Consider the following 20598-nt stretch of genomic DNA (forward strand, 5'->3'; position numbering starts at 1 on the left):
TCAACGCGGGAAGGGGTCGAAGTCGACGTCGAAGTTCACGGGGAAGGAGCGCGGCTTCGTGCCGGTCGCCCGCGCATAGGCGTTGGCGATGGCGCCGACAGCCCCGGGCACGCCCAGCTCTCCGGCGCCCCCGGGCTCCCCGCCTTCCTCGGCGGGCATCACATGAATCCGGACGTCCTGCGGGCTGTTCCTCTGCCGCGCGTAGTGGAACTGTGAGTAGCTGCCCTCCAGCGGGAGCCCCTTGTCGATGTGCAGCCCGGCCCGCAGCGTCGTGGAGATCGCGTCGGTCAGCCCGCCGAGCATCTGCGCCTCCAGTCCGCGCGGGTTCACCGGCCGCCCGACGTCGACCGCGATGACGGCCTTCGTCACCCGGGGCGCCTTCGGGTCGCGGGCGTCGATCTCGACGAGGCACGCCGTGCAGGACTTGTACTCCTCGTGGAAGGCGACGCCCTGCGCGAAGCCGTCCGGCATCTTCCGGCCCCACTCGCCGTCCTTGGCGACCTTGTCCAGCACCGCGCGCTGGCGTGCGGACTTGAGGAACTCGCGCCGGAAGGCGACAGGGTCCTTCTTCAGCTTCTTGGCGATCTCGTCGACGATGATCTCCTCCGCGCCCCGCGAGTTCGCCGAGTAGACCGACCGCCACGAGGCCGTGGGCATCCGCAGCTGCACCTCGTTGAGCAGGTGGGTCGTGACGCCGAAGTCGTACGGGGTCTTCACCGTCGTCAGGAAGATCGACTGCGCGAGGCTCGCATTGCCCCCGACGGGCAGCTTCGCGGCGGTGGCCGAGAGGATCTCGCCCAGTCCGTGCCGGAAGTCGGTCTCCACGGCGGCGACACTGTGCTCGAAGCTGATCACATTGCCCAGGGTGTGCGTCGCGCGGATCTTGTGATGGGTCGCGGGCCGCATCCGGCCGTGCCGCATGTCGTCGATGCGGGACCACATCAGCCGGATCGGCCGACCGCTCTTCTTCGAGATTCGGGCCGCCTCCAGCGCCGCGTCGAAGAAGAGCCGCCGCCCGAACGAGCCGCCGCCCTGGATGACATGGACGGTCACCTTGTCCTGCGGCAGCCCCAGTTCGGCGGCGATGGTCTGCTGCGCCACGATCGGCGACTTCAGTCCCGACCAGATCGTGGCCCGGTCCTTCCGCACGTCCGCCACCGCCGAATTGGACTCCAGCGGAGCGTGGCTGACGAAGGCGAAGTCGAACTCCGCGTCGGTGTGTCCCGTCAGCACGGGAGGCACGGCGACGGGCGGGGCGGCGGCGCGGAGCTTCTTGCGGATGCTGTCGTCGGAGAGATCGTCGACGCTGCCCTTGCCCCAGGAGACCTCCAGGGCCTCCGTGCCGTCGAGTGCCTGCCCGAAGGTCTCCGCGACGACGGCGACACCCGTCTCGACGACCACGACGTCCAGCACGCCCGGCATGCCGCGCACGGCCGCCTCGTTGCGCACGGACTTCACCGTGCCGTTGAGCGTCGGCGGCCGCCGGACCATGGTGGGCTTCGCGCCGGGGACGTCCAGGTCGAGGGTGTACTCCTGCTGACCGGTCACGATCGCGCGGGCGTCGATGCGGGAGGTGGGCACGCCGACGAGCTTGTGGTCCGACTCCGGTTTCGTCGCGGTGAGGGCGCCGCTCAGCTCCTCGGTCCGCTCACCGGCCGCGGCCGCTGCGAGGGACGCGTACGAGGCGCTCCGGCCGCCCGGACCCACGACCTGGCCGTTGCGCACGGACAGGGCCTCCGGCTTCATGTCCCACCTGCGTGCCGCGGTGGTCACCATGCGGGCGCGCGCGGCGGCTGCGGTGTGACGGACGGGGTCGTAGAGCGACCTGATCGAGTTCGAGCCGCCGGTGAGCTGATTGAACAGCAACTCGGGTCGTGCGTCGTCCAGTTGGACGCGCACGTTCTCCAAAGGTGTGTCCAGCTCCTCCGCCACGAGCATCGCGAACGCGGTCGTGAGGCCTTGGCCGACCTCCTCCCTCGGCAACCGGAAGTGCACGGTGCCCTCTTCGTCGATCGTCAGCACGAGGAGGCCCGAGGTGGGCTTGGCGGCGAGGATCAGCACGTCACCAAGGTCGAGGATGTCCGCCGGTGCCGGGGGAGAGGGGACGGCTGCCTCCGCCTCGCGGGGCGCGGCCGTCTCCGAGCCGATGCTGGTGGCGACGGCGAGTGTCGGAGCGGCGACCAGATACGTGAGGAACCTGCGCCTGCCGTGCTCCCGGGGGGCGCTGTCGCGCGAATCCGCCTCGCCGGACGTGCTGTGCGTGGCGTGCGCGCCGGCCGTGCCGGCCTCCCCATCGGCTCCGGCCATGGTGGGCTCCTTCGCAACAGGACGGCTGCCGGGACGGCGGCCCCGTGATCCGGCTTGCGCACACACTTCCGCGCCCCGTCCTGCCGGGCAATGTGCCTCCCGTGACGATTGTGCGTAAGCGTTGGAAACGCCTGATCACACTTGGGTCCTGATGCGGTCCGTGCGCCGTGGGCCATGACCGTCCGCGTCGCATCGCCGTGGTCATCGCGGCTGACCGAGGACGGGACGCCAGGGCGGCGGCTGCGTCGAGGTCGGGGACGGCGTCCCCGGAACCGTGCCGGTGCGGGACAGCAAGCGTCCGGCGGGCGCGGCCCACCGATTTCCGGCCGCCGCGTGGTCCGCGTTCGTCGACGACGTGAGGCGCGGAGCGAAGCGGCCCTCACACTGAACGCCCTTGAATGAGACGGCCCTTCTGAACCTCGGCGACCTGGCGAGCGCAGTGCGCCCGAGTCGCGTCTAGGTACATATTGCTCATGCCCTGCTGTCACCGTTCTGTGATCCTGGGTGAGGACAAGGTGCGGCCGCGGTGCTGCGTCCGCGACCGCCGATTCGGCTCGGTCTCTTGGTTGAGACGCCGTCAACTGCCCGGGGAATGAACGAGCGGATGGTATTCACGCGACTGTCTGACGACGAGTTGCGCCGGCTCGCCCAGGACGAGGGGGAGAGGACGCCCGGCGCGCGCGACGAGCTGGAGCAGCGCCACTATCAGGCCGTACGGGCCTTCGCGTTCGTCGTCAGCCCCTCGGGGGGTGACGAGCTGGCGGGCGAGGCGTGGGAGCAGGCCCTGCGTCCGCTGGACGAGGACATCACGGGTGCCATGCGTCCGCGCGCGCTCGCGTCGGTGCTGCGCACGGGCGCGGACTGGATGGGCGCCGGACGACGTGACGCGCTCTCACCGGAGTTGGTGAACTGGTTCGAGGATGCCCCTGTCGGTGACGGCGAGGCCGGTGTGGAGGCGGACGGTGACGCGGCCGCCGCGAGGCTCGCGGACCTGCGCGCCTCCTCCCTCACGGCACAGGCCTTCGAACGGCTGCCGGCCCGCAGCCAGACCGTGCTGTGGCATCACGAGGTCGAGCACGACGACGCCGCCACGGTCCACCAGCTCCTCGCCACCGGTGCGGAGGACGTCTCCCTCCTCAACAGGCGTGCGCGGAGGGAGCTTTACACCACCTACATCACCCTGCACCAGAACCAGACGGTGGACGACGCGTGCCGCCGGCTGCACCGCATGCTGCTCGCCTACGCGGAGCAGACGTCCATGAACACCCCGGGAGACCTCGTCGCGCACCTCGACCGGTGCGAGCACTGCGCGAGAGCGGTGGACGATCTGGAGCGCATGCGCTTCGAGTTCGGGAGCGTCCTGGCCGAGGCGCTGCTGCCGTGGGGAGGTGCCGACTACGCCCTGGCCGCGCACACGGTCTCGTCGGCGACCCTCGACGTCGTCTCCGGGGCGTCAGCGCCGGACTGGCGCAAGACTGCGGGAGCCCGGGCCTGGGCGAGCGCGGCGGGGCCCGGACGGCGGTTCCTCGACATTCTCCGTGCCCGCCTTTCCGTGCTGCCCGGCATGGCGGTCCTGACCAGCAAGGAACGCAGCCCGCGTGCCCGCCGTATCGTGCTGACCGCCGCCCTCGTCGGACTCTGCTCGCTCGTCGTCGCCGTCGCCTACACGGGCGGCCTACGGCAGGGAGCGGAGAACAGCGCCGGGCCGCGTCCGGGGAACACCTCCAGGGCGCCTGCGCCGCCCGGGGGTTCGGAGCCGACGGCCACCGCCACCTCGACCGTGACGGCGACGAAGCCGCCCGGGAATCGCGGGAACGGCTACGAGCCCTCATCACCCGTGCGCGGAGCGGAACTTGAGTGGCTCTTCGACTCGGTCGACGACGGGGTCACGGCGGACACCTCGGGCAACGGCATCGACGGAACTCTCGACGGTGACCCGTTGCCGGAAACGGTGAAGGGCGGCATGGAGTTCGCCGGGCAGCAATCCGTCGTGGCGGACGGCCCGGTCGTCGACACGTCGAAGAGCTTCACCGTGTCGGCCCGCGCCAAGATGAACGACACCGAGGACTTCCAGACGGTGATCAGCCAGGACGCCACGAACATCAGCGGGTTCTCCGTCCAGTACGACCCGGACTCGGACCGCTGGGAGATGATCGTTCCCGAGGAGGACGAAGAGGACTCCGACCTCGTCCAGGCGGGCTCGGGGCCGGGCCCGGAGCCGGACCGGTGGACGTATCTGACCGGCGTGTACGACGCCGGTGCGGGTGAGATCCGGCTGTACGTCGACGGTCATCTCGAGGACAGCGCGTCGGTCGGCGGAGGCGCCGACGCGGCGCGCGAATACAGTACGACCACCACCAGCACGTCGACGACGACCTCCGGCGGAGGCTTCGGATTCGACGGCAGCGGAAACGGCAACGGCAACGGGTACGACAGCAGCGGCAACAGCAACGGGTCGGGCAACGGCTACGAGTTCAGCGGCGGCGGGGGCGGTTTCGGCGGCACCGGCGGGTACGGCGGTGCCGGGGGCGGGTACTTCGGAGGGGCCTCGCAGGAAGCCGGAAGGAGCGCCGCCGACCTGGCAGGCGGCGAGTTCGCCGACGAGATCATCCGGAGGACGACCGTCCGCCACTACGAAGTCGTCGACGCGGACGGCGACTTCGCCGTCGGTCGCGGGCTCGCGGGCGAGGAGTTCGTGCGGGGCTTCGACGGAACCATCGACGACGTGCGGGTCTTCAAGCGGGCGCTCAGCGCGGGCGAGGTGGCTGCCCTCGCAGGCCGCTGAGCGCCCGGTGAGCGGCCGGCTGTGGGACGGGAGGCGCGGGCCACGTACGGACGCTGCCCGTGCACCCCGGCCGGCGCGCGTCAGGAGAAGTCCTCCTTCAGATACTCCGCCCGCAGTTCCCGCCGGCTGCGAACCCCCAGCTTCCGGTAGATGTTCTGGAGATGGTTGTCGACGGTCCGCTTGGAGATCGTGACGGACTCCGCCACTTCGACGTTCGTGAGCCCCGAGCACACGAGTCCCGCGATCTCCGCCTCCCTCGCGGTGAGGTGCTTGGCCGCTCCCAGCACCGTCAGCCCCGGCGTACGGGCCTGTTCGCAGTGCCGCTGAAGGGAGATGGAGAGGTTCTCGGCCGCGGTGGCAGGCCGCGGCTCGCCACGGTGACTCCACTGCGTACAGGCGGAGGCGGCGGCCTCCGCGGCGACCAGGGACGCCCCTGACCCCGCGAGCACGTGGGCGCTCTCCATGAGCCTCTCCGGGTCACCGGCCGCGAGAGCGGAGACGTACGAGGCGCGGGCGGCGGTCAGCGCGCCGTCCGAGGTCCGGGCGATGTGCAGCAGCCTCGCCCCGGCGCCCCTGGCGTCGCCCAGCCGGGCGATGTCGGTGAGGATCCTGGCCTCGCTGGCCAGGTGGCCCGCGGACCGCGCGTCCTCGGCCGCCTCCCACAGGACGCTGCGCGCTCCCTGCTGCTTGCCCTGGGCGGCCAGCAACCACGCCTGGCCCAGCGGCAGTTCGGAGCGGAAGGCTCCCCAGCGCGGCAGACCGGCGCAGGCCTCGACGGCCTTGGCCGCGGCCGGTACGTCCTGCATCAGGGCCGCCGCCTCGGCCTTGCGGGCCAGGGCGATGTGCAGCGTGCCGGGGAAGGAGTTACGGGAGGCGACGCCGGCGGACTGCGCGGCCCATCGCCGTGCCTCGGCCGGACGGCCCAGCAGCAGTGAACAGCGCGCGAGCGCCGCGGCGATCAGTGCCTCCGCACCGGCGACGTCGTCGGTCAGAGCTTCCTGCCAGCCCCGCTCGCCTGTCTTGTACGCCTCATCGAGCCTGCCTTCCTCCTCCAGCGCGAACATGACGATGCTGAGGTACTCCACCGGGTGCGGGATCGCGGGGGTCTCGTCCAGACGGACTCGCTCCTCGTACGCCTCGCGCGCCGACTCCAGGCCGTCCCGCACCCTGCCCGTGGCCACGAGCGCCGTCGCCCGCGAGCCGTTTCCGAGCACGCCCGCGAGGCAGTTGCCCTCGAAGCACCGGGAGCGCACCTGACCCCCGGAACCCCCGCAGTCCGTGTCGTCCACGACGCGCAGCGCCTCCTCGGGCCTTCCGAACGCCACGAGGATCGCGCCGCGCGCTGCCGTCAGAGCGTCCCGGTGCTTCTGTTCGGAGACCTCCTGTGCCGCCTCCGCGTTGACGTCCAGCGCCTTGCGGGCGTCGATGAACCCCCACGCCAGCAGCCTGGACCGGCCGAGGGCGAGGAGCAGCCGGTCGAACTCTCCGTCCGTCCGCTCCTCCGCCTCCTCGAAGACCTCCCAGGCGCCGGCCAGATCGCCCAGCTCGTACAGCGACTCGGCGAGCAGCAGACGGGAGAGGAAGTCCTCGCCCTCACGGCACGCGGCACGCGAGAGTTCGCGCACCGTACGGAAGTTCTGGGTGCGGCGTGCCAGGGTCGCCGCCCGCAGCAGCGTGTCGGGGTCCGCCGAACCCGTGGCGGCGAGCTGCCAGGACGCGATCCGGATCTTGTCCGTGAACCTCTTGGCGCCCCTGGCCCGCACCAGTTCGGCCTCCTCGCCGAGGATGCGCCGGCGTTCCGGTGACGGGATCGCGCCGCGCAGCACCTTCTCGTGCGCCGGGTGCCGCAAGGAGACCGACTCGCGGCGGCCCTCCCTCAACGACCGTATGAATCCCAGGACTTCGAGCTCGTCCATCGCGCCGTCGGGAAGGCTGGCGGCCTCCACTGGCTGGCACAGCGCGATCCGGTTCAGCGTCCTGCGGGTCTCGGGGGACACGCTCGCCAGGCGTCGCTTGATCATCTCCGACAGGAGCGGAGTGGGGCCGACGTCGGAGATCAGCGTCCACGACTCCCCGTCGTCGACGAGGCTCTCCTCCGCCAGCGAGTTCAGGACGAACTCCCGCAGATAGCAGGGGTTTCCACCGCTCACCCTGTGCAGCAGCGACACCGTGCGCGGCTCCACCGGGCCGCCGAGCACCCGGACCATGACCTCCCCGGCCTGCGGCTCACTCAAGGCGTGCAGGTCCGCCCTGCGCGCCTGGCCGCCCGCCTGGAGGCAGTACGCGACGGGGCCCAGGTTCTGCAGGGAGCCCACCGTGCCGAGGAGGAACACGGCCCCGGCCTCCAGGAGTTGAGCCGTGAGCGACGCCGACGCCTCGTCCAGCCCGTCGAGATCGTCGACGACGAGCGTGAACCTCCGCCGGGTGCCCGTGCCCGTGCCGGTGCCGGTGCCGACGGACGGGGCGGTGGCCCCCGTGGCTCCTCCCGTGAACGCTTCGCGGGCGCTCGCGAACAGGGACACCGCATCGCTGACGCCCGCCCCGGGAGGCAGCAGATGCGCCAAGGAGGCCAGCGGAAAGTCCGGTTCGGAGACCGCGATCGCCCTGCCGGTCGGATGGCCCAGGTCTTCCGCCCGCTCCCGGCAGACCTGCGCGAAGTGCGACTTCCCGATGCCCTGAGGGCCGTGGACGATGAACGCGTGGCACTGCTCGCTGCCCAGCGCCTCGTCGAAATCGGCGAGCTCCCGCTCATGCCCGACGAACGGCCATGCTGTCGGAGCTTCCACGATGTCGCCCCCTTGCCGGAGTCGGATCGGTGCAGAGTAGGGACCCTCTCGCCGGAGGAACCCTGTACGTGCGGGATTTGGCACATGTTGAGTGCTGCGGGCGCGGTCACAGCTGTGACGCATCAAGTCCGCGTCCGGACCCACTCGGCGTGCGCGGAGCGGAGAAGGCGCGGCTGGAGACGACGGCGGCCGGCGGCGAGGGCATGGTGGTCAAGCCGCTGGAGGCGTTGGTCCGGGGCGCGAAACGGCCTGGTCCCGGAGTCGCTGGAGAGGCCGGCGGCGGGCGAGCCCCTGTGGCGCGTCCACGAGGCGGTGTTCGCCGTTCTCGCGCTGGAGTCGGAGCCCGTCGACCCGCGCCTGTGAATGCGGCACCCGGGCAGCGGGCGGCCGGACAGCCGGGCCGGGATCCGGCTGCCCGGCCACTCCGGCTGCCGGGTCCGGACTGGGCATTGCTCCTCACGCCGGAACTCAAACCCCTGTCCACGAGGACCCGCCGGTAACCACCCGTTCCGGCTATGCGGCATCACTCGGCCCCGCCCCGCAGGGTGATTGGACAGCGGCATCAAGAGCGGTCCCAGGCTAGGTACATATTGCCTATGGCCTTTTCAGCGTCCTTCCGCTGAGCTGGATGTTGACCATTGCCACCGACACGGTCAGGGCGTCGACCCGAGCGTGAAGCAGTTGACTCGTACGGGGCCCAGAGACTGCCGGGGAGATTGAACGAACGGATGGAATGCGCGCGCCTGTCTGACGCGGAACTGCTCCGCCTCGTACGTGCGGGAGGGGAGCCCTCGACCGCTGCGCTCCGGGAACTGGAGCAGCGGCACTTCCAGGCGGTCCGGGTCTTCGCGTCGGCGTGCGTCGTCACCTCCTCGGCGGCCGACGCCCTCGCCGGTCAGGCGTGGAAGCAGGCGCTGAGGCCGGAGGACGGCGGCGCCGCGGGCGCGGTCCGTCCCATGGCGCTGTCCGTCGTCCTGCGCACGGCCGCGGCGTGGGCCGCCACCGAGCAACGGAGCATCCTCAACCCGGACTTGACCACCTGGGTCCAGACGCACATACCCCTGCCGCCGGCCGGTTCCGAGGCCGGTGAGGTGGCGGACCTCCTGCCTCCCTCCGTTGCGGCGCGGGCCTTCGAGGGCATCGCCGAGCACAGCCAGACGGTGCTGTGGCACAAGATCGTCGAGCACGACGAGATCGAGCGCATCGAGGAGATCCTCGGTCCCGACACCGAGGTCGTCTCGCTGCTGGAGAGGCGCGCGCGGAACGAGCTGTACAACGTCTACGTGCAGACGCACCAGGCAGGACTGGACGACGAGTGCCGTCCCTTCCACCGGATGGTTCTCGCCTATGCCGAGGAGAAGTCCCTCGACATGGCGGCCGATCTCGCGCCGCACCTCGAGGGCTGCGCCGCCTGTTCCCGGGCCGTCGCCGACCTGGGGCGCATGCGTGTCGACTGCGGGGGATTCCTGGCGGAGGCCGTTCTGCCCTGGGGAGGCGAGGAGTACGGCGCCATCAGGGCGGAGGAGGACGCCCCCGTCGGCACCGCTCTCGAACTCCTCCCGTCGGGCGTCCACTTGGCGCACCCGCCGGGCAGGATGCGGCGGCGCCTCTTCGGACGCTGGGGCCCGGTCCGCCCGATGGCCGGCAACCGGCGCGCGAACCGGGTCGTGCAGAGCCTCGCCCTCATCGGACTGGCTTCCCTCGCGGCGGCGTTCGCGTTCTCCGGCAGCCTGCGTCCCGGTGCGCCGCAGAGCAGCGAGTCCAGTCCCGCGCAGAGCGCGCAGCCGGCGCCGGGGAAGCCGGGGCCGGCCCGTACGACCGCCACCGCCACGGCCACCTCCACCGTGACCGCGACCCGCAGCTCCAAGCCGCCCTCCAAGGGCGGCAAGCGACCGCCGCCCGCCTCCAAGCAGCCCGTCGCCGGTGCTCTGCTCGAGTGGGTCTTCGACGACGTCAAGGGCGGGGCGGTGGCCGACACTTCGGGGAACGGGCGCGACGGGCTCCTCAGGGGCTCACCCACGGCGAGGGTCGTCGGGAGCGCCGCTCAGCTCGGCGGTGAGCAGGCCGTCGTGTCGGACGGCCCCGTCGTCGACACCGAGAGCAGCTTCTCCGTCTCGGCGCGCGTGCGACTGGACGACACCGAGGACCGTCAGGTCGTGGTGAGCCAGGACTCCGACGAGGCCAGTGGCTTCATGCTCCAGTACGACGCGGACGAGGACCGCTGGGAGATGCGGATCCCCGAGGAGGACGAGGAGGACGCGGAGGAGGCCGAATCCGACGAGGCAGCCGCCGACTTCGGCCCGGAGCCCGGTGAATGGACCCATCTGACGGGCGTCTACGACGATGACGACGACGAGATCCGGCTCTACGTCGACGGCAGGCTCGAAGACGTCGCCGACCACGAGGACGGCGACTTCGCCGCCGAGGGCGACTTCGCCGCAGGACGCGGGCTCTCGTTCGGTGAGGGCTTCCGCGGCGTGGAGGGCAGCGTCGACGACGTGAGGGCCTTCGGGAGGGCGCTCACCACCAGCCAGGCGGCAGCCCTGGCGAAGTAGCCCGCACCTACGGCGTCTTCGTACGTCTCATAGCGTGCCGAGCGCCCCAAGTCCCCGCGTACGACGGCGACTTGGGGCGCTCTCGCATATGCGGGCAGGCGGGGGCGGGTACCGCCCGCGGCCTGGATTTCTTGCGTATCCGTATATCGCCGGACCCGTATAGGCGCGTCACGGATCCGTGAGTACGTTCCTGGCGATCGGTATGGGCCGCGGTTCTGGCCCGAGGATTCGCGGCGGCCCCGGACGGGACCGTGCCGGCGCGGTGCACGCCGCCCCCCACAGAGGAGAATGTCCATGCGTACGCTGCTACGAAGACTGACCGGCGCCGCGGCTCTGGTCTTCGCTCTCGTCTTCGCGTTCCCCACCTCGGCAACCGCTGCCGAGATCGGTGACTCGGCACGTTCCGACGCCGCGCAGTCCGTCTCCGCCCAGGCGGCCGGCGACGCCGCGCTGTCCGACCGCTTCCCGACCGGCGAGGCCCCGGGCACCAGCGCCCTTCCCGACGCACCCCGCGACGAGCGTTCCGGCTTCACCGCCTGGAGCTACCACATCACCTCGTCGTGCAGCGGCCTCGAAGGCCCGATACGCCAGGGCGCCAACTACTGGGGCGACGCCCAGGAGACGTCCTCCAGCGGCACCCCGGTCGAGTGCACCGGCGGCTACGTGCAGGGCTGCGGCGGCGGCAACGTCGTCGGCTGCAACTGGGGCCAGGGCGACAGGATCATGCTCTCCACCCTCGTCAGCGACTTCGCGCTGCTGGCCGCGCACGAGTTCGGGCACAACTGGTACGGGCACTCCGACCCGGGCTGCGCGAGCTGGGCGAGCCCGTACGACGTGATGCGTCCGACGATGTGCTGACCGGTGCCTGCGTCATCCACCGGCTCCCGTGCCCGTGTGGGAGCAGGTGAGTGATGCGACAAGGTTGCGGGCAGGTGCGCGGTGCACGCGCACCTGCCCGCAACCGCCCGTCCGTCGCCACCGCGGGCACGGGGCGGCCGTGGCGGCGGCGTTCAGGTGCGCCCCGCGGACGCCGCCCGCTCCGCGAGGGCCTGACGTGAACTGATGCCGAGCTTGCGCATCGCCCGCGCCACGTGCTGCTCCACCGTCCGCGGAGACAGATGGAGCGTCGCGGCGATCTCCCTGTTCGTCAGGCCGGTGGCGGCCAGTTCGGCGACCTCCCCCTCGCGCGGGGACATCCGCTCCGCGTACGAAGGCCGCCCCGGGGAGCGGCGCCGTGCCGCGGCGGGGTCGTGAGCGCGCAGCGTCGCCCGTACCCGGGCCGCGTCCCACGCGGCGCCGAGAGCCGTCAGCCGCTCCACGCATGCCGCGAGGCGACCGGCGGCGGCCTCCGGATCGCTGCCCAGCACGAAGGCGCACCGCCCGGCGCTCTCGGTCATCAGGGCGGATGCGTAGGGGTTCGGCAGCCGGGCGTAGGCCGCGGCCGCCTCCTCGAACCGCCCGAAGGCCTCCTCCGCTTCGCCCGCCGCCTCCGCGAGCAGGGCCCGGCACCACAGCAGCGCCGCCGACGCCGACGGGGCGTCCCGGCCGGCCAGGCCGTCCGCGAACTCCTCGGCCGCCGCCCGGGCCGCGGACGGCGCGCCCGCACGGGTGTGGGCCTCGACCACCCAGGGTGCGAGCCCCGCACCCCAGACCCACACGCCCTTCCTCCGCAGCCACGTCCACGCCGAACCGGCCGCGCGCTGCGCCGAGTCGGCGTCCTGCCGCGCCAGGTGGAGCCGGACGTACGCGCCGGCCGCCGTGGCCGCCACCGGCGCCTCGCACGACTCCCACACCTGCTCCGGCTCGAACGGGTTGCACGACTCGCCGGGTTCGCGGTGCGGCGAGGAGGACGATCCGGGACGCGGCAGCCAGTCCTGTGCCGCGGTCCACTCGCCCTTCGCCAGCGCCAGCAGGGCCAGCACCACGCGGGCGTCGTTCGCGACACCGTCCTCGGCGACGAGCACGGTGCACCGCTCCGCGAGACCGTCCCAGCGGCCTGTCAGCCAGTCCCGGAACAGCGCCGTGCCGCGCCCCACCCGCTCCAGGAACGGCGCACCGCTGCGTACCGCCAACTCCACGCCTTCCGCGAGGAGTTCGCCGGCGCGCCGGTAATGCCCCAGGTACACCGCGCCGTTGGCCGTGTTGCACAGCCCGCGGGCAACCTGCTGGCGGCCGGTACGCTCCGGGCTGTTACGAGGCAGCTCCTCCACCAGCCTCCAGGCGTCCGGGTCACCCGAGTTCATCAGCACGGTCGCCCGGCAGGCCGCCACAGCCGTGCGCGCGGCGCGGTCCCCGGATGCCGTCGCTGCCGCCTCCGCGCGACGCAGCCAGTCGAGGCCCTCATCGAGTGCGGGACCGGGAAAGAAGGGGTTGGCCAGCGCGGCCGACGCGCGAGCGGCGAGAGCGGGACGCCCTCGCAACTCCTCGGCGGCCAGACGCAGTTCCGCCCGCCCTTCGTCGAAACGGCGCTTCTGGCTGTGCAGCAGCAGACCGAGTTCGAGCCGTATCTCACCACGGGCGGCCGCCGGAAGCGCCGGGTCCTCGAGGATCCTGCGCAGCGCCCGCGCTGTGCCGTCCGAGCGCGGCCCCAGCATGGCTCCGCGGGCCAGTGTCAGGGCGAGCCGGCCCCTCCGGTGGGGCGGCAGACCCCCGGCACCCAGCACCTGTTCCAGCAGGGCGAAGCGGGCCTCGTCCTCGCTGACCGCGCCGTCGTGGTCACCCTCGCCGCCGGCGTCCGCCACATGCTCTGCGGCGCGCAGCCAGTCCTCCGTGCGACCGCCGCCCCGCCAGTGGCGCGCGACCTGCGCCCATGGGACCGGCGTGCGGCCCGCGAGCATCGCCGCCGCGCGCTCATGCAGCCGCTCCCGCACGGGTCCGTGCAGCTCCTCGTACACGGCCGAGGCCTCCATCGGCACGGCGAACCCGTACCGTCCCTGCTCCGTCTCGCGCAGCACCGAGGCCTTCAACGCTGCGACCAGCGCCTCGTGCCCGGCATCGCCGCACAGCCCCGCGACGGTGGCCAGGTCGCCCGCGCCCGCCGGTTCGCCCAGCACCGCGGCGGCCCGGACCACCGGACGGCACGCCTCCGGGAGGGCGTCCAGGCGATCCAGCACCAGCTCCCTCAGTCGGACCGGTACCCCCGCCTCGTCCACGTCCCCGGCCGTGAAGTGCTCCCGCTCGCGGCTGCGGCAGGTGCCGCGCAGCGTGCTCAGGAGATCGACGACGACCTGCGGCACGCCCGCCGAGCGCTGGTGGAGCCGCGTGACGAATCCCTCGGTGCAGCGCTGCGCCCCCAGCAACTCCCCGGCCAGAGTGCGTACTTGCTGCTCGCCCAGGCGCGGCGGCACGTAACGGGTCACGGAGAGCCGCGCCGGGTAGTCCACGGCGCGGCCCAACGGCAGGCCGGGCCGCACCAGTTGTTCCGGCCGGTAGGTCAGCACCGCCATGAGGCGTGCGGGCGCTTCACGCAACAGGCGGCGCAGCAGCCCGAGGTCGTCCTCGCCGGCGTGGTGCAGGTCCTCCGCGACCAGCAGTACGGGCCGCACCGAGGCGAGCGAGGACTCGAGGGACGGGTGTGAGACGCAGGCGGCGGGGTCGACGATGTCCACGGCACCCGCCGGGCCGAACGTGACGGCCAGCCGGGGCACCGCCCTCGCGCCCGGCGACTCCAGCAGCCGCCGCACCAGTTCGCTCTTGCCCGTGCCTGCCGAGCCCTCGACCAGCACCAGCGCCGGCCATGCCTGATCGCCGTCCGGCGCGCACGTCAACTGCCGCTCCCACGCTTGCTCGCACACGAGAGGCCGCTCCTCGCCCAGTCGTCACGAACTCCTCGCCGTACCGGGCCGCCTGCGAGCGGACGCACATGCCACCGATGGCCGGTGCCCGCTATGTATCACGTAGTCGCACTAATGCACCAGAGCTCTGACTTGGCGGCCGTCGTACGGCCAAGTCCGGGCCCCGGTACGGCCGTACGACCTCAGGGGAGAGGGGAATCCACCGCGGCCGGCAAGCCGGGGAACAAGCCGGCCGCCCTGCCGCGTCTCAGCAGCGCCGCGGTGCGGGCCTTCGGCACGAATCTCCTGTCCGTGGCCGTCGACCTCGACGGCTGAGTCCGCTCGGGTCGCGCGCCGCCGCGTCCGCGGACAGGCGGCAGGCCCGTGAACGGCCCGCCGCGCCTGCCCGCGCCGCTCCTCACACAGACAGCCCGGCAGGCTCCAGGCGGCACACGATGCCCTTGGACGTGGGTGTGTTGCTGATGTCCGCGACGCTGTCCAGCGGCACCAGGACGTTCGTCTCCGGGTAGTACGAGGCGGCGGAGCCGGGTGCCGTGGGATACGCGACGACCCGGAAGCCCTTCGCTCGCCGCTCCACGCCGTCGTGCCAGACGCCGACGAGGTCGACCTCGGTCCGGTCGGCGATGTTCAGCTCCTCCAGATCGGCCGGGTTGACCAGCACGACCCGGCGGGCGTCGTGGATCCCGCGGTAGCGGTCGTTCATCGCGTACGGGACGGTGTTCCACTGGTCGTGGGAGCGCAGCGTCTGCAGCAGCAGATGCCCCTTCGGCGCCTGGAGCATCGTGAACTCGTTGCGGGTGAACACCGCCTTGCCGCAAGGGGTGTTGAACGTGCGCTCGTTGACCGGGTTGCGCAGCCCGAAGCCGCCCGGCACCGCCACCCTCGCGTTGAAGTCCTCGAATCCCGGGACCACGCGGGAGATGCGGTCCCTGATCGTGCCGTAGTCGGCCTCGAACTCCTCCCAGGGAACGGACGTTGAACCACCGAGCGTGGCGCGCGCCAGCCTGCTGATGATCGACACCTCGCTGAGCAGCTCCGGCGAGGCGGGGGGCAACTTGCCGCGGGAGATGTGCACTTCGCTCATCGAGTCCTCGACGGTGACGAACTGCTCTCCGCCGGCCTGGAAGTCCCTGTCGCTGCGGCCCAGCGTCGGGAGGATCAGCGCCGTCTCCCCGCACACCGTGTGCGAACGGTTCAGCTTCGTCGAGATGTGCGCCGTCAACCGGCAGCTGCGCAGGGCCTCTTCGGTGGCCTCGCTGTCCGGACTGGCCCGTACGAAATTGCCCGCCACTCCGACGAAGAGCCGCGCACGGCCGTCCCGCATCGCCCTGATCGCGTTCACCGAGTCCAGCCCGTGCTCCGTGGGCGGTGTGAAGCCGAACTCCCGCTCCAGGGCGTCCAGGAAGGGCTGCGGCATCCGCTCCCAGATCCCCATGGTGCGGTCACCCTGCACGTTGCTGTGGCCACGCACCGGGCAGACCCCGGCTCCGGGCCTTCCAATGTTGCCCCGCAGCATGAGGAAGTTGACGATCTCGCGGATCGTGGGCACTCCGTGCTTGTGCTGCGTCAGTCCCATCGCCCAGCACACGATGACCTTCCGCGAGCCGAGGACGCGTGCGTGCACGGCCTCGATCTCCTCGCGGGTGAGGCCGGTGGCGCTCAGCACGTCGTCCCAGCAGACCTGACGTGCGTGCGACGCGTACTCGCCGAAGCCGCTGCTGTGGTCGTCGATGAATCCGTGGTCGAGCACCTCGCCGGGCGCCTCGTCCTCCGCCTCCAGCAGCAGCCGGTTGAGCGCCTGGAAGAGGGCCAGGTCCCCACCGGGACGGATCTGGAGGAACTGATCGGCGATCTCAGTGCCGCGTCCGATGACGCCGCGCACCTTCTGCGGGTGCTTGAACCGCATCAGCCCCGCCTCGGGCAGCGGGTTCACGGCGACGACCTGGCCGCCGTTGCGCTTGGTCTCCTCCAGCGCCGAGAGCATCCGCGGATGGTTGGTGCCCGGATTCTGGCCGACGACGAAGACGAGGTCGGCGTCGTGGATGTCCTGCAGGCTCACGCTGCCCTTGCCCGTGCCCAGGGTCTCCATGAGCGCCGAACCGCTCGACTCGTGGCACATGTTGGAGCAGTCCGGCAGGTTGTTCGTGCCGTACGCACGGGCGAAGAGCTGGAGCAGGAACGCGGCCTCGTTGCTAACCCGTCCCGAGGTGTAGAAGAGGGCCTCGTCGGGGGAGCCGAGGCCGCGCAGCCCGTCGGCGAGCAGGCCGATCGCCTCGTCCCAGCCGATGGGCTCGTAGTGGGCCGACCCGGGGCGCTTGACCATCGGATCGGTCAGACGGCCCTGCTGGTTGAGCCAGTAGTCGGACTTCTGGTCCAGCTCGGAGACGGAGTGCTCACGGAAGAACTCGGCGGTGACGCGGCGCGAGGTGGCCTCGTCGTTGATGTGCTTCGCACCGTTCTCGCAGTACTCGTTCCGGTGCCTCTTCCCCGGCGCGGGCTCCGGCCATGCACAGCCCGGGCAGTCGATGCCCTTGTCCTGGTTGACGTTCAGCAGCGTCAGTGCCGTACGCCGCACTGAGGTCTGGCCCAGCGAGTACTGAATGGCGTGGGTGACGCCGGGCACGCCCGTCGCCCAGGTCTTGGGCGGGGTGACGGAAAGATCGTCGTACGGATCCTCGTTGCTGCGCATGGTCTGCTCGGTCCCTTTCTGGCACGTACCGCGAACTCCGCGCCGCTGACGTTGCGTCGAGGGAGGCGATCCGGCACAGCCGGAGCAGCCGCGTCTTCAAGAGACGTAGCGGAGACTGGCCGGATATCGCCGCTTTGTCTGCGTATGGTCCTGTCCGCGGCAGTACCAGCCTTGTTCGGTCGCTCCGGTCTGTCAAAGAGTTGTTGCCGATCAGTCGATAGACCACGTCTATCCACGAGGCCGGTTCCTGATGGTCAGCCGCTCGGGAAGCCGCTGGCGGCCCGGTTCGCGGCCGAAGCCGGCCCGGGAAGGTCACGCCGGGAGGCATGGGTGAGTGCGCGCACGGCCCCGGGCGGTCCGCCTCTCGGGCGGGGAATGTCAGGGGGAAATCACCGCGTCGAGGCGCCAGAGGCGCCAGGGGAGTCGCAGCGGCGTCAGAGGCGTCGAGGAACGAACCGGGCGGTCAGCGCCGGTCCGTCACGGCCCGTACCGGTTGCCCGCGTTCGGAAGCCCGACGCGGGGCCGGATGCCCTGCGGAGGCACCGGCGTCGGCCAGGAGATCGCCGCCGGAGCCGGGGGAGCGGGTGCCGCGGGCGCGGGAGCGGGCAGCTGCGCCCGGCCGATGGGCGCGGCGCGGTTGGGGGAGAGCAGCGCGTACAGGGCGGTGTCCCGCCATGTGCCGTCCGGCCTCTTCAGGTGCCGGCGCATGAGCCCCTCGCGGAGCGCCCCGATCTGCAGCATCGTGTCGTGGCCCGCACGGTCGAGGTCGTCGAGCTGCCACTGGACCCTCGTGAATCCCAGGTGGAACGCGTGCTGCACGAGCAGCAGATGGATCTCCACGGTGGCGTACGTACCCGAGAGCGATTCCCCGAGCCAGTGCCAGCCGACGTCCACCCGCTGATCGATGACGTTGATGTTCAGGTACGCGATCCAGCCCGCGGCGCGGCGGGTACGGGCGTCCAGCACCACGAAGATGAAGGCGCCCCCGGCGGCCTGCTGAGCGAGACGCTGCTCCACTATGAGGCGCATCTCCGCCTGTGAGCGGGGCGCGAGCACGGGTAGCCAGCCCCAGTCCGTTTCGACGCCGCGCTGAGCGGAGTAGAGGTCCGGGACATGGTCGATCCTGAGCGGCTCCAGTACGACGTGCCGGCCGTTCAAGGCCACGGGAGCGGGGGCCCGCGCTGTCATGACGGCACGCTAGCGTTCGAACACCGTCCGGCGTAAGTGACGTGGAGTACGTCATTCAACTTGGACAAATCTGCCTGCGCGCCCGCCCTCACAGGTTTCGGGTCCGGCTGTTCGCGGGAGAGGCGTCCGAATGCCCGGTCGGGAAGCGGCGGCAGAAGGCCGGCCACGCGGTGGCGGTGCCGCGCCTCCTGTCCTCCCAGGGGGAGACGAGCCCGTGCCGCGGACAGGAGTTGAAGCCGAAGAGCTCTGGTTCCTCCGGTGACCCGTCACGTCCGCGACGGTGATCGCGCCCGGCGACGGCCGCTCGGCGTCCGGCCGCGTCCCACCGCACGCACAAGAACGCCCCGCCGCCAGCATCAAGGCTGGTCACAGGGCATGTGGAAGGCGGAAGCAGCCGGGCACGAGTGCCCCCCCACTCCCGGTCCCGGGAATGCTGCCGAACGCGATGGGGGCTGCGGGTGTCAGCTTCTGCTCGGAGTGCCGCTCAGTCGGGCTCCTCCTCGTTGGGAAGGGACGGGGTGTCGGTGGGGCGGTCCGCGGTCTCGCCGTGGAATTCCGGGTCGATCGCGTTCGCCGCGCCGAGGGCTGTGAGCAGCCAGTCGTCGTCCTGCGGCCGGAGGCGGGCGGCTTCCCGGTGGGCGAGCGCGGCTTCCAGTTCGTCGAGTGCTGTCTCGAGCCGGGCCGTGTCCGTTCCGGCCGAAGCGTCGCGAACGTGCTGGCGTGCATCCTCCACACCCTGGTTCGCGTCCTCGTACAGGGCGTCGGGCTCGGACTTCTGAGGATCAACCATGCTTCCGAGAGTACGGCGCCCATGCCCCGGTCTGACGACGAGGTACCGCGAGATCCCGTGTGAGACCGCAGCTGTTTTCGTGACCGGTGAGGCTCATGGGGAGAACGTCAAAGATCATTACTTCGCCACAGCGTGATCACAGGCGCCCGAGCCCGCTCCCCGCCGCGTCCGGCCGCGCACACGGCATCGCCCGTTGCCGAGCGTCCGCACTGGTCACGGGGCCTTCGGGCAACCGGCGGGCACCCCGGGCCACCCGCGCACACGCTCCGTGGACAGTCCCCGTCTTCCGTCCGGCGGAGGTGACTGCGATCGGTCCCGGGGCCCGTCGTGAGGGGCGTGCGTGCTGTGCCCGGCCGAGGACGCCGGGTGGTCATGGCTTCGGCGCGCTCGCGGCCGGAGGCCCCGGCGCGACGGCGGGAAGTGTCAACTCCCAGGTGTCCACGGCGAAATGGAGCGTCATGCCGTGCGCGAGGTAGAGCCGCAGGGCACCCGTCGCGTTCGTGGTGTCCACGCCGAGGCCCATCGTGTCGCGCCCCCGTGCCGCGTAGACGCCGAACGCGTGGCGCAGCAGATGCCCGGCGATTCCCCGGCCGCGAGCCTTCTCGAGCACGCCGAGGTTGCGGATCCAGCCCATGGCCGTGCGGTCGTCGCGGCTCAGCAACACCGCCACGTCGCCCGAGCCCTCCTGTGAGGCGATCCACACGAGCGACCAGTCCATGCCGCCGCCGAGATCGTCCAGCCAGCTCCGGTAGCTGCGGCGGTGGTGGTCGTAGTGCTGGGCGAAGGTCTCCTCGACCAGTTCGTGTGCGCGCCGCCGGTCCGCTTCGTCCACGCAGTCGCGGAGGATCAGGCCGGCGGGCGGTGCGGGCACGGGGTCCGCGGCCCCGGACAACGGGCGGGACAGGACGTTGTACCGCCGTACGGTCCGCCAGCCCCGGCTCCGCAGGAGGGCGGTGTCGAAAGCGGGCCGGACGTTGAGTGCGAGATGGACGACTGCACGCTCGGCGCCGTTCTCCCCGGCGCGTTCGGCGGCCCGCGCCTCCATCAGCTCGATGAGTATGGCCCCGTCGTCCTGGTGGCCGGGCAGAACGTAGTGGTCGACGTCGATGCGCTCGGCGTCGGACTCGTCCCACAGCAGACCGTAGGCGACCAACTCGCCGTCGCGGAAGGCCAGCCAGGAGTTGCGGACGAGGTCGGCCTCGGGATGGATCAGATCGGACTCGACCATGCCGAGGTCCGACTCCGGCCGTCCGACCTCTGCGATGTCGACGGCGTTGAGCAGCGCGCATATGGCCGGCGCATCCTCGGGGGCGGCGGGACGGACGTCGAAGGACATGCGGTCACTTTCCGGACCTGGCCGGGCCCGGGCAACTGCTTTTCCTCTCCGGGACGCACCGGTCCCCCCAACTCACCCGCCACTCAACCGCGATCCGTGCTGCGCGACGGCGAAGAGCCGGGCCCTGCGGAACGGGTCCGGCCCCTCGCATTAGGTGTCCTCCCACAACTGCGGAGCAGTGCCTGCTGACCGGGGGCGTTCAGGGCACGCTGTGACTCCTCAGCAGATCGGTGAACTTGTCCAGCCCGAACAGGATCGGCGCCACCGTGAACCGGTGCGCAGGATCAGGGATGCCTGGCGCCGGCGACGGCCGCTGTTGCGTCCGCCTGGAGCCGGTGGGCTGACCCGGGTCCTCGCGAAGCTGCGCG

At 71.6% G+C, this 20598-nt stretch carries 11 protein-coding genes and 2 pseudogenes; 6 read left to right on the top strand and 7 right to left on the bottom strand.

The window, feature by feature from the left end; translation table 11 throughout:
• Positions 1 to 2307 (bottom strand): molybdopterin cofactor-binding domain-containing protein, encoded by a 2307-nt coding sequence (locus I004_RS31755; RefSeq protein WP_051344617.1) that lies wholly within the window; start codon positions 2305 to 2307, stop codon positions 1 to 3.
• 235 nt (positions 2308 to 2542) lie between these two features.
• Here I004_RS31755 and I004_RS37915 point away from each other — a divergent pair.
• Positions 2543 to 2695, top strand: a pseudogene (locus I004_RS37915) (DUF397 domain-containing protein); the annotation flags it as partial.
• A 216-nt stretch (positions 2696 to 2911) separates the two neighbouring features.
• Positions 2912 to 5092, top strand: coding sequence for a LamG-like jellyroll fold domain-containing protein (locus tag I004_RS0102830; RefSeq protein ID WP_028434252.1), 2181 nt, complete (start codon positions 2912 to 2914; stop codon positions 5090 to 5092).
• An 80-nt stretch (positions 5093 to 5172) separates the two neighbouring features.
• Here the strand turns inward: I004_RS0102830 and I004_RS0102835 are convergent, their stop codons facing one another.
• Entirely contained in the window at positions 5173 to 7878 is a 2706-nt protein-coding gene (locus I004_RS0102835; RefSeq protein ID WP_028434253.1) for a LuxR family transcriptional regulator, read from the bottom strand.
• A gap of 173 nt (positions 7879 to 8051) precedes the next feature.
• Here I004_RS0102835 and I004_RS37920 point away from each other — a divergent pair.
• From I004_RS37920 to I004_RS0102845, 3 genes and pseudogenes are all read left to right on the top strand, one after another.
• Positions 8052 to 8241, top strand: a pseudogene (locus tag I004_RS37920) (hypothetical protein); the annotation flags it as partial.
• Positions 8242 to 8606: 365 nt separating this feature from the next.
• Positions 8607 to 10433 carry a LamG domain-containing protein gene (locus I004_RS0102840; protein ID WP_028434254.1) on the top strand — a complete coding sequence of 609 codons (1827 nt, stop codon included), beginning with the start codon at positions 8607 to 8609 and terminating at the stop codon, positions 10431 to 10433.
• Between the two features lie 294 nt (positions 10434 to 10727).
• Positions 10728 to 11291: a hypothetical protein gene (locus I004_RS0102845; RefSeq protein WP_037974592.1), complete on the top strand. Its 564-nt coding sequence runs from the start codon at positions 10728 to 10730 to the stop codon at positions 11289 to 11291.
• A 152-nt stretch (positions 11292 to 11443) separates the two neighbouring features.
• Here the strand turns inward: I004_RS0102845 and I004_RS31760 are convergent, their stop codons facing one another.
• Positions 11444 to 14227 (bottom strand): LuxR family transcriptional regulator, encoded by a 2784-nt coding sequence (locus I004_RS31760; RefSeq protein WP_051344618.1) that lies wholly within the window; start codon positions 14225 to 14227, stop codon positions 11444 to 11446.
• Between the two features lie 114 nt (positions 14228 to 14341).
• On the opposite strand from I004_RS31760, the gene I004_RS0102855 reads away from it, so the two are divergent.
• Positions 14342 to 14542 carry a hypothetical protein gene (locus I004_RS0102855; RefSeq protein ID WP_028434256.1) on the top strand — a complete coding sequence of 67 codons (201 nt, stop codon included), beginning with the start codon at positions 14342 to 14344 and terminating at the stop codon, positions 14540 to 14542.
• Positions 14543 to 14624: 82 nt separating this feature from the next.
• On the opposite strand, the gene I004_RS0102860 is transcribed toward I004_RS0102855, so the two are convergent.
• From I004_RS0102860 to I004_RS31775, 4 genes are all read right to left on the bottom strand, one after another.
• The gene (locus I004_RS0102860) at positions 14625 to 16916 is read right to left on the bottom strand and encodes an FdhF/YdeP family oxidoreductase (protein ID WP_028434257.1); all 2292 of its coding nucleotides are present in this window, start codon (positions 16914 to 16916) and stop codon (positions 14625 to 14627) included.
• Positions 16917 to 17393: 477 nt separating this feature from the next.
• Positions 17394 to 18104: a GNAT family N-acetyltransferase gene (locus tag I004_RS31765; protein ID WP_106965232.1), complete on the bottom strand. Its 711-nt coding sequence runs from the start codon at positions 18102 to 18104 to the stop codon at positions 17394 to 17396.
• A gap of 484 nt (positions 18105 to 18588) precedes the next feature.
• Positions 18589 to 18894, bottom strand: a complete 306-nt coding sequence (locus I004_RS31770; RefSeq protein ID WP_051344620.1) for a hypothetical protein — start codon at positions 18892 to 18894, stop codon at positions 18589 to 18591.
• Positions 18895 to 19264: 370 nt separating this feature from the next.
• Positions 19265 to 20230 (bottom strand): GNAT family N-acetyltransferase, encoded by a 966-nt coding sequence (locus I004_RS31775; protein ID WP_037974594.1) that lies wholly within the window; start codon positions 20228 to 20230, stop codon positions 19265 to 19267.
• Between the last annotated feature and the right edge of the window lie 368 nt (positions 20231 to 20598).

This window comes from Streptomyces sp. TAA486 (genome assembly GCF_000426165.1).